The organism is Kitasatospora sp. NPDC040550 (assembly GCF_055594965.1).
Window position 1 is genome coordinate 91,902 of sequence record NZ_JBVIWC010000030.1, and the last position, 8,751, is coordinate 100,652.

General features: G+C 72.5%; 6 protein-coding genes, 1 tRNA gene and 1 pseudogene. 4 read left to right on the top strand and 4 right to left on the bottom strand.

Going from position 1 to position 8,751, the window contains the following annotated elements; genetic code table 11:
• Positions 1-47: 47 nt before the first annotated feature.
• The 4 genes from ACZ58X_RS33815 to ACZ58X_RS33830 all read right to left on the bottom strand — a co-directional run bounded on the left by ACZ58X_RS33815 (position 48) and on the right by ACZ58X_RS33830 (position 3,137).
• Positions 48-119 (bottom strand) — tRNA-Gln (locus ACZ58X_RS33815).
• Between the two features lie 251 nt (positions 120-370).
• The gene (gene gltX / locus ACZ58X_RS33820; protein WP_470337388.1) at positions 371-1,870 is read right to left on the bottom strand and encodes a glutamate--tRNA ligase; all 1,500 of its coding nucleotides are present in this window, start codon (positions 1,868-1,870) and stop codon (positions 371-373) included.
• Positions 1,863-2,663, bottom strand: a complete 801-nt coding sequence (locus ACZ58X_RS33825; RefSeq protein ID WP_360233045.1) for a fumarylacetoacetate hydrolase family protein — start codon at positions 2,661-2,663, stop codon at positions 1,863-1,865. Before ACZ58X_RS33825 ends, gltX begins: the two co-directional genes overlap by 8 nt.
• A 216-nt stretch (positions 2,664-2,879) precedes the next feature.
• Complete coding sequence (locus ACZ58X_RS33830; protein WP_470337389.1) at positions 2,880-3,137, bottom strand: hypothetical protein; 258 nt, start codon at positions 3,135-3,137, stop codon at positions 2,880-2,882.
• A gap of 601 nt (positions 3,138-3,738) precedes the next feature.
• Between ACZ58X_RS33830 and ACZ58X_RS33835 the strand changes: the two genes are divergently transcribed.
• The 4 genes and pseudogenes from ACZ58X_RS33835 to ACZ58X_RS33850 all read left to right on the top strand — a co-directional run.
• Positions 3,739-7,626 carry a nitrate- and nitrite sensing domain-containing protein gene (locus tag ACZ58X_RS33835; protein ID WP_470337390.1) on the top strand — a complete coding sequence of 1,296 codons (3,888 nt, stop codon included), beginning with the start codon at positions 3,739-3,741 and terminating at the stop codon, positions 7,624-7,626.
• Between the two features lie 10 nt (positions 7,627-7,636).
• Positions 7,637-8,050, top strand: coding sequence for a roadblock/LC7 domain-containing protein (locus ACZ58X_RS33840; protein ID WP_030248297.1), 414 nt, complete (start codon positions 7,637-7,639; stop codon positions 8,048-8,050).
• Between the two features lie 161 nt (positions 8,051-8,211).
• The gene (locus ACZ58X_RS33845) at positions 8,212-8,637 is read left to right on the top strand and encodes a DUF742 domain-containing protein (RefSeq protein WP_350508230.1); all 426 of its coding nucleotides are present in this window, start codon (positions 8,212-8,214) and stop codon (positions 8,635-8,637) included.
• Positions 8,618-8,751 (top strand): annotated as a pseudogene (locus ACZ58X_RS33850) (ATP-binding protein); the annotation flags it as partial. The gene ACZ58X_RS33845 and the pseudogene ACZ58X_RS33850, both read left to right, overlap by 20 nt.

Here is an 8,751-nt window from a genome sequence, read left to right on the forward strand (position 1 = left end):
TGGATCTTCATTTGTACTGCGGGGTGATCGTCACCGATCGTACTGCGCTGGGGTACCAGGACTCGAACCTAGACTAAATGAACCAGAATCACTCGTGCTGCCAATTACACCATACCCCACCAGAGTTGAACCCCTGCGGGCCCTTCTCAGGCGTTGCGCCTCTCGGTCGGTCCCGTTCCGAGGGGCTTTCGCTCCCTCGTCCGTTCCCTCCCGGGCGGCGCAGAAAGAACATTACCCGACGTCTGCCCTGGCTCCAAAATCGATAACCGCAGGCAGCGGCGGGGAGGCCGTCCGGTGACCTCCGGGTGCGCCGCGGGCCCGGCACGGAGCCGGGCCCGCGGGCTGCTCAGGAGGCGCTTGCGCGGCCCGTTCAGGCCGTCGGCAGGGCGTCCAGGGCGGAGCGGAGCCGGCGCAGCGTCTCGGGGCGGCCGAGCAGCTCCATCGACTCGAAGAGCGGCGGCGAGACCCGGCGGCCCGTGACGGCCACCCGCAGCGGCGTGAAGGCGAACTTGGGCTTGATGCCCAGGCCCTCCACCAGCGCCTCGCGCAGCGCGGCCTGGATCGGCTCCGGGGTGAAGTCCGCGAGCTCCTCCAGCGCCTTGACGCTGGCCTCCAGCACCGGGCCGGCGTCCGCGGTCAGCACCTTGGCGGCGTCGTCCGGGTCCACCGCGAAGTCGGCCGGGTCGACGAACAGGAAGCCGGCCATGTTGACGATCTCGCTCAGCACGACCATCCGCTCCTGGGTGAGCGGCGCGATCCGGGCGAGCAGGTCCAGCTGCTCGGCGGTCGGCTCGGCCGGCAGCAGGCCCGGGCCCTGGAGGAACGGCACCAGGCGGCGGACGAAGTCCTCCGGGGCCAGCCGGCGGACGTGCTCGGCGTTGATCGCCTCGCACTTCTTGAGGTCGAAGCGCGCCGGGTTGGAGTTCACCTTGGCGACGTCGAAGGCGGCGACCATCTCGTCCATGTCGAACAGGTCGCGGTCCTCGGCCAGCGACCAGCCCAGCAGGGACAGGTAGTTGAGCAGGCCCTCGCGGATGAAGCCGCGCTCGCGGTACAGGTTGAGCGAGGACTGCGGGTCGCGCTTGGAGAGCTTCTTGTTGCCCTCGCCCATCACGTACGGCAGGTGGCCGAAGCGCGGGGTGGTGCCGTCGCCGACGCCGATCTCGGCGAGCGCCGCGTACAGCGCGATCTGCCGCGGGGTGGAGGACAGCAGGTCCTCGCCGCGCAGCACGTGGGTGATGCCCATCAGGGCGTCGTCCACCGGGTTGACCAGGGTGTACAGCGGGGCGCCGTTGGCGCGGACGATGCCGTAGTCCGGCACGTTCTCCGGCTCGAAGGTGAGCGTGCCGCGCACCAGGTCGTCGAAGGAGATGGTCCGGTCGGGCATCCGGAAGCGCAGGATCGGCTCGCGCTTCTCCAGCTTGTAGACGGCGACCTGGTCGTCGGTCAGCTCGCGGCAGTGGCCGTCGTAGCCGGAGGGCTTGCCGGCCGCGCGGGCGGCCTCGCGGCGGGCGTCCAGCTCCTCGGTGCTGCAGTAGCAGTGGTACGCGTGGCCGGCCTCCTGGAGGCGGCGGGCGACGTCGGCGTAGATGTCCATCCGCTGCGACTGGCGGTACGGCGCGTGCGGGCCGCCGACCTCCGGGCCCTCGTCCCAGTCCAGGCCGAGCCAGCTCATGGCCTCCAGGAGCTGGCCGTACGACTCCTCGGAGTCGCGGGCGGAGTCGGTGTCCTCGATCCGGAAGACCAGCTTGCCGCCGGTGTGGCGGGCGTAGGCCCAGTTGAACAGGGCCGTGCGGACCATGCCCACGTGGGGGTTGCCGGTCGGGGAGGGACAGAAGCGAACCCGGACGGCCGGGTCAGTGTTAGCCACGCTTGATCACCTTGTTGGTGAGAGTGCCGATGCCTTCGATGGAGACGGCGACCTCGTCGCCGACGTTGAGCGGGCCCACCCCTGCGGGCGTGCCGGTGAGGATGACGTCGCCGGGCAGCAGCGTCATGGCCTCGGAGATGTGGACGACCAGTTCGGCGACCGAGCGGATCATCAGGGAGGTGCGGCCGGTCTGGCGGAGCTCGCCGTTGACCGTGCAGGTGATCGCGAGGTCGGCCGGGTCGAGGTCGGTCTCGATCCACGGGCCCAGCGGGCAGGCGGTGTCGAAGCCCTTGGCCCGGGCCCACTGGCCCTCGCGCTGCTGGACGTCCCGGGCGGTGACGTCGTTGGCGCAGGTGTAGCCGAGGATCACCTCGGGCACCCGGTCCAGCGGCACCTCGCGGCACATCCGGCCGATCACCACGGCGAGTTCGGCCTCGTGGTGGACGTCCGAGGAGAACGGCGGGTAGGCGATGTTCTCGGTCGGGCCGATCACCGAGGTGGACGGCTTGAAGAAGGTGAGCGGGACGTCCGGGACGTCGTTGCCCAGCTCCGCCGCGTGCGCCGCGTAGTTGCGGCCGACCGCCACGATCTTGTTGGGGAGCATCGGGCTGAGCAGCCGGACGTCCTGGAAGCGGTAGCTCTCACCGGTGGGCTGGGGTTGGCCGAACGGGTGACCGGCCAGCTCGTGCACGACCAGCGAGTCGGGCCGGGACGGATCCCCCTCGACCACGCCGAAGGAAACGCTGCCGGCGGCAGGGCTCCCTTCCCGGACGGAAAACCTGGCAATGCGCACGGCTGGGCTACCCCTCGCTTCGTCGGCCGCCCGGGGCGCCCCCGGGCGCTGCTGGGCGCCTCGCCCGCCACGGGCGCGGCCCCGTCAATCGTCGCCCAGGCTATCGCGTGGGGCCTCCCGGGACCGCTTTGCCCCTGTTCAGCACGGTTCGAGGAGGAACGCGCGAGGGCGCCGCGAACCCCTTGGTCCGCGGCGCCCTCGGCGCTGGGGCCGGGATCAGTCCCGGGGGGTGATGACCGGGGCGACCATCAGCTGGGTGCGGCGCGGGTTGGCGGTGACGGCCGGCAGCTCGGTGCCGTAGGTGACGACGTCCTCGGACTTGCGGGCGCCCGGGATCTTGCTGAAGTCCTCGACCGAGGCCAGCGTGGTCCGGCGCGGGTTCGCCGTGGAGCGGCAGGACAGCGTGGACTTGGTGGCCTTCTTCGCCAGGGACATCGAGAGCACCTCGTGGTCGTGGCCGGGCGGTCCCGCCAAGGGTCCGCACCGGCCTGCGTGGTTCCGATTGATTCGGAGGGGTTCTGGGCAGGCTGATCGGGGCCGTGCTCCGGAGACAGCCAAGGTTACGAGATCTCTTTCCATACCGGCCGTGACCAAAGCTACACATTCACCTGTGATTTTGCTCACAAATTGACGCACAAATCACGAATATCCGACATATCGCCGGATCGGAATTTCCCGACAATTCGCTCGTAACGGGCATTCCGGCAGGTCTGCGACTCTTGTCGATCTCCGGCCACGTTGGCATGTATCCGGCGAGTGTCCGAAAAAGGCGGTATTCCGGTCCGGTTACCGCACAGTCAGTGAGACCGTGCATGCGGTCGGTAGTACCCGGCCGCTGGTTCCGGCGGCCCTTGTTGGGATTCCCTCGCTGTGCTGGAATGCCACGGACCGTGGGTAGGGAGCAGTCCACCCCGGCGACCCGCTCTCCCGGACCGGCCGGGGTGCGGAAGGAAACTCGACACCGTCCAGGCCGTGGCGACGCGGCGGGACGCCCGGTCCAGAGGTTGCGACGCCAGTGCAGGGACGTTTCAAAAGGGGTAGCGGCGCCGCGGGTAACCCGGAGTCGCGCGAGCCTGTGGCAGCCCCTCAACAGGCGGCGGCCCCCGGCGGCCCGGCCGACCCGGTGACGCCCGAGGCTCCCGCCCGGCCGGAGGACGACGGCCAGGAACGGAAGTCCGCCCGGGACAAGCTCCGGACCACCCTGACCAGGCGCCGCGCCACCGGTCTGAGCCGGCTCGCGATGCGCAACTGGCGGATCCGCACCCGTCTGATCGCCCTGCTCGCGCTGCCGGTCATGGTCTCGCTGGTCCTCGGCGGCCTGCGCATCCAGACCTCGATGCAGAACTCGCAGCAGCTCGCCCAGATGGCCAACCTCTCCGACCTGGCCAAGAAGGCGACCAACCTCGCGGACGCCCTGCAGACCGAACGCGACATCAGCGCCGGCTACATCACCAACCGGCCGAACGACCCGCTGGACGACGAGATCGTCGCCGCCCGCAAGAGCACCGACGACCTCAGCCGCACCTTCACCGCCTCCTCCGACAAGTTCGAGAACCTCCAGCTGTCCGGCGGGAAGGCGCTGCTGTTCCAGATCCGCAAGGACCTGAACTCGATCGCGGACGCGCGCAACACGCCGTACCAGAACAACCAGAACATCCAGGCCACGATCACCGCCTACGACGTGATCATCCGCGACCTCCTGGGCATCACCCAGGACATCGCGCTCGCCTCCAACAACCAGGACCTGCTCATCGCCACCCGCGCGCTGCAGCAGTTCTCGCTCGCCAAGGACGCCACCTCGCAGCAGCGCGCGCTGATCAGCGCCGGTCTGGGCAACCCCAAGGCCCCCGACCTGAGCGCGAGCGACGAGTCCTTCGGCATCCGCCTGCGCACCACGTACGACAACGCGCTCACCAGTTTCAACAACATCTACACCTCGCACGACCTGGACAACCTGCGCGGCCAGCTGAGCTACAACAACGTCATCGCCGAGGCGGACCGCTACTCGCGCTCGATCCTCCAGCCGGGCGGCATCCACCAGACCGAGGCGGTCTCGTACAAGGACTGGTACGAGAAGGCCACCACCAAGATCACGGCCGAGCGCCGGATCGAGGCCAAGCTGATCGAGGACCTCGACGGAAAGGCCCAGGACCTCCAGTCCCAGGCCGACACCGAGGCCCTGATCATCGGTGCCGCCGTCGCCCTGACCCTGATCATCGCCCTCGGTGGCGCCGGTCTGATCGCCCGCTCGATGGTGCGCTCGCTGACCCGCCTGCAGACCGCGGCCGAGGACGTCGCCGAGCGCCGCCTGCCCGAGCTGGTCAAGACGCTCTCCGAGAGCGACCCGCACGACGTCGACACCACGGTCGAACCGGTCGCCGTCGACTCGACCGACGAGATCGGCCACGTGGCCCACGCGTTCGACATGGTGCACAGCGAGGCCGTCCGCCTCGCCGCCGAACAGGCCCTCCTGCGCGGCAACATCAACGCGATGTTCACCAACCTCTCGCGCCGCAGCCAGGGCCTCATCCAGCGCCAGCTGTCGCTCATCTCCGAGCTGGAGAGCCGCGAGGCCGACCCGGACCAGCTGGCCAACCTGTTCAAGCTCGACCACCTCGCGACCCGCATGCGCCGCAACGGCGAGAACCTCCTCGTCCTCGCCGGTGAGGACCCGGGCCGCCGTTGGACCCGCCCCGTCCCGCTGGTCGACGTGCTCCGCGCCGCCGCCTCCGAGGTGGAGCAGTACGAGCGCATCGAGCTCGCCGCCGTACCGTCGGCCGAGGTCGCCGGCCGGGTCGTCAACGACCTCGTCCACCTGCTCGCCGAGCTGCTGGAGAACGCCACCTCGTTCTCCAGCCCGCAGACCCGCGTGCGGGTCACCGGCCACGCCCTGCCGGACGGCCGGGTGCTGGTCGAGATCCACGACACCGGCATCGGCCTCAGCCCGGACGACCTGGCCGAGATCAACGAGCGCCTGGCCAACCCGCCGACGGTGGACGTCTCGGTCTCCCGCCGCATGGGCCTCTTCGTGGTCGGCCGCCTGTCCCTGCGACACGGCATCCGGATCCAGCTGCGTCCGAGCGACTCCGGCGGCACCACCGCGCTGGTCATGCTCCCGGTCGACGTCACCAACTCCGCCGACCGGCGCGGCCCCGGCGGCCGTCCCGGCCCCGGCGGGCAGGGCAAGCAGCAGCGCGGGGCCGCCCCGACGCCGCGCCAGCAGCGCCAGGTGCCGCCCGGCCGCCAGAGCGGTCCGGCCGCGCTCGGCCAGGGCCCGGCGGGCGGTGCCCCGCAGGGCGGCCGTCCGCAGCTCGGCCAGGGCGGTCCGGCCGGCCCCGCCGCACCGGCCGGCCCGGGTGCGCCCGGCGGCCGGACCGGTGGACCGGCTGGACTGCCGACCCGTCAGGTCGGCCAGTCGCTGCGTGAGAACCCGCAGGGTCAGCAGGGCCCGCAGGCCCCCGGCCAGTCCGGTCCGCAGGGCCAGCCCGGTCAGCAGGGCCCGCAGGGTCCGCAGGGGCAGCAGTCCGGCCCGCAGGGTCCGCAGGGCCCGGGTCAGCCGGGCCGGCGCGGCCAGGGCCGACCGGCCCCGGCACCGCAGGGTCCGGGCCGGCAGGCCCCCGGCCAGTCCGGTCCGCAGGGCCAGCAGGGTCCGCAGGGCCAGCCCGGCCAGCCCGGCCAGCCGCAGCAGTCGCCGCAGGGCGCGCTGCCGCAGCGCGCCCCCGGCCGTCAGGGCCCGCCGCAGGGCGGCCCGAACGGCCTGCCGCGCCGCGGCCAGGGCCGCCCCGGCCAGGAACGTCCGCGCCCCGGCGGCGAGTTCGACGGTGCTCCGGGCGCTCCCGCGCCGCAGACCGGCGAGCAGCCGCAGCACGGCCGCCCCGGCGGTCCCGGCGCCCCGCAGCAGGGTGCCCGTCCGGGCAACCGTCCGCAGGACGGCCTGCCGCAGCGCGCCCCCGGCCAGCAGGGCCAGCAGGGTCGGCCCGGCCAGCAGGGTCCGCAGGGTCCGCAGGGTCCGCAGGGCCAGCGCCGTCCGCAGCGTCCCGGCCCGGAGGCACCCCAGCAGGGCCGCCAGGCCCAGCCCCAGCTGCCCCCGCAGCAGCAGCCCCAGCCGCTGCCGTCGGCCGAGCCGGCGCCGGTGGAGAGCACCCAGCAGTTCGCCCGGCCGCGCTTCGAGGCCAGCCAGATCGACCCGCGCGACCCGCTGGGCCTCGGCCTGGTGGAGCCGGTGCTGCCGAACGTGCCGGGCCCGGCCCAGCCGCAGCTCCAGCAGCCGCAGCCGGCCCCGCAGCAGCAGGCGCCGCAGCAGCCGCAGCGCCAGGAGCCGATGGCCCTGCCGACCGGCCCGTCCGAGGCCACCGGCGAGCAGCCCTGGTACCCGCAGCAGGCCGACGGCCAGCCGCAGGGCCGGCCCCGGTCGTACCAGCCGCGCCGCCCCGGCACTTCCGCGCCGGACCTCCAGCAGCCGGACCTCCAGCAGCCGGGCCGGCCGCAGCGGGCCCCGCAGCAGCAGCCCCGGCCGGAGCGCCCCCAGGCCCCGCAGGCCCAGGCGCCCCAGCAGCAGGCCCCGCAGCAGCAGGCCCCGCAGGGCCAGCCGCCGCAGCCGGGCGTCGGTGACGCGCCCTGGCGCCCGTCCGCGAACGACGAGCGCTGGCGCCGTGCCGAGCAGGTCCGCGAGCCCTCGACCAGCGGGGTCACCATGTCGGGCCTCCCCCGGCGGACCCCGCAGGCCAACCTGGTCTCCGGCACCGCCGAGGCCTCGCCGCTGACCGGCCCCCAGGTCTCCCGGGCCCCCGAGGAGGTCCGCGGCCGCCTGACCAACCTGCGCCGCGGCATCCAGCAGGGCCGGCGGGCCGGGGCCGAGCAGGCCGCCAACCAGCCGGGCTCCCAGCATGGTGCCCAGCAGCCCGGATTCGATAGTTTCGGTGGCCGGAGCGACGGCAACGGCGCAGATCACCAGGAGCGTTGAGTTGAACCAGATGAGCCAGGCCGCACAGAACCTGAACTGGCTGATCACCAACTTCGTGGACAACACCCCCGGGGTGTCCCACACCGTGGTGGTCTCCGCGGACGGCCTCCTGCTGTGCATGTCCGAGGGGTTCCCGCGCGACCGTGCCGACCAGCTCGCCGCCGTCGCCTCCGGCCTCACCTCCCTCACCTCCGGCGCCAGCCGGATCTTCGAAGGCGGCGAGGTCAACCAGACCGTCGTCGAGATGGAGCGCGGCTTCCTGTTCCTGATGGCCGTCAGCGACGGCTCCGCCCTCGCCGTCCTGGCCGCACCCGACTCCGACATCGGTCTGGTCGGGTACGAGATGGCCCTGCTCGTCGACCGGGCCGGCGCCGTCCTCACCCCCGCACTCCGCGCGGAACTCCAGGGCAGTCTCCTGCACTGACCGGAACCCACGCGGACCACCCACCGTTCCACCCCGCACCGGGTCCGACCCGACCGGACCCGGCGCCTCACCCTCAGCTACCCTCAGGCAGCTGATCCCGCCTCAGCTGGCACCGCCCCAGCTGGAACCGGCTGCCCAAGGCCGCAGCACAAGGAGGACCCATGACCCCGCCCTCGACACCCGCCGGCCCGTACGGCAACGGGTACGGCAGCGGCTACGGCGGGCAGCAGTCCGACGGCTACGAGCAGCAGCCGCTGGTCCGCCCCTACGCGATGACCGGCGGCCGGACCCGCCCCCGGTACCAGCTCGCGATCGAGGCCCTGATCTCGACCACGGGCTCGGCCGAGCGCACCACCGGGCTGCTGCCCGAGCACGCCCGGATCGTCGGTCTCTGCCGTGAGGTCAAGTCCATCGCGGAGATCTCCGCACTGGCCGGCGTTCCGCTCGGTGTGGCCCGCATCCTCGTGGCCGACCTGGCCGAGGCCGGCCTCGTCGCCATCCACCAGCCCGCCGCCGCGGGCGAGTCGGGCGGAACGCCCGATGTCACGCTGCTCGAAAGGGTCCTCAGTGGACTTCGCAAGCTCTAACGGACCCGCTCGCGCGACGACCTCCGCGAAGATCGTCATCGCGGGCGGCTTCGGTGTCGGCAAGACCACGCTCGTCGGCGCCGTCTCCGAGATCAACCCCCTGCGCACCGAAGC